General features: G+C 57.3%; 3 tRNA genes. All 3 read left to right on the plus strand.

Annotated features, from left to right (window positions below):
* Positions 1-19 precede the first annotated feature (19 nt).
* The 3 genes from IQP38_RS26060 to IQP38_RS26070 all read left to right on the plus strand — a co-directional run bounded on the left by IQP38_RS26060 (position 20) and on the right by IQP38_RS26070 (position 293).
* Positions 20-96: transfer RNA gene (locus tag IQP38_RS26060), tRNA-Met, on the plus strand.
* A 2-nt stretch (positions 97-98) separates the two neighbouring features.
* Positions 99-174: transfer RNA gene (locus tag IQP38_RS26065), tRNA-Gly, on the plus strand.
* Positions 175-216: 42 nt separating this feature from the next.
* Positions 217-293 (plus strand) — tRNA-Met (locus IQP38_RS26070).
* Positions 294-295: the final 2 nt, after the last annotated feature.

Here is a 295-nt window from a genome sequence, read left to right on the forward strand (position 1 = left end):
AACGGTGACACAATACGGACGCGGGGTGGAGCAGCTTGGTAGCTCGTCGGGCTCATAACCCGAAGGTCGTCGGTTCAAATCCGGCCCCCGCAACCAATGCGACACTAGCTCAGTTGGTAGAGCGCAACCTTGCCAAGGTTGAGGTCACGAGTTCGAACCTCGTGTGTCGCTCCAGTTTTATAGTTCTCACGGTACTTAACGGTGACACAATACGGACGCGGGGTGGAGCAGCTTGGTAGCTCGTCGGGCTCATAACCCGAAGGTCGTCGGTTCAAATCCGGCCCCCGCAACCAAT

The sequence above is a fragment of the Vibrio sp. OPT41 genome, assembly GCF_015163595.1.
Classification (GTDB): domain Bacteria; phylum Pseudomonadota; class Gammaproteobacteria; order Enterobacterales; family Vibrionaceae; genus Vibrio; species Vibrio alginolyticus.